The sequence below is a fragment of the Bradyrhizobium campsiandrae genome (assembly GCF_014529705.1).
Classification (GTDB): domain Bacteria; phylum Pseudomonadota; class Alphaproteobacteria; order Rhizobiales; family Xanthobacteraceae; genus Bradyrhizobium; species Bradyrhizobium campsiandrae.
Genome location: NZ_JAANIH010000242.1, coordinates 1 through 409 on the forward strand (window position 1 = coordinate 1; position 409 = coordinate 409).

Annotated in this window: 1 protein-coding gene; it reads left to right on the forward strand. The window is 38.4% G+C overall.

Annotation, left to right across the window (positions count from 1 at the left end; genetic code table 11):
• Window positions 1–24: 24 nt before the first annotated feature.
• The coding region (locus G8O24_RS42895) for a hypothetical protein (protein ID WP_202988838.1) at window positions 25–409 on the forward strand (385 nt) is incomplete at its 3' end.

Genomic DNA, 409 nt, shown 5'->3' on the forward strand with positions numbered 1-409 from the left:
AAAGTTGCGTAAATCGCAAGTAATATGGCTGAAAAAGCACAGCAAATCGCTAGTAGTGCAGAAAGTGTAGCAAATGATGCGAATACAAATGCAACAGATGCAAAACAAGTAGCAAATGATGATAAAGATTCCGCTGTCACAGCAATAGATACAGCTAATGACGCGTTAATGAAAGCTGGTGATAACAATAAACCTTTTTATGGTGAGCTACCGCCAGCTATTCCAAAGATAAACGATACATGGTTCAAGATAGATGAGGTTGAAAATACTATAACAGGTGTTTTTAAGTGGGATGGGATAATTTGGAAAGAAATACCTCTGGATTATAACGCTTTAAAAGTCGGGGAGTTATCAGCGATTACTGCGAAATTAGGTGATGTAGAGAGTGGGAGTATCACAGGTGCTGAAT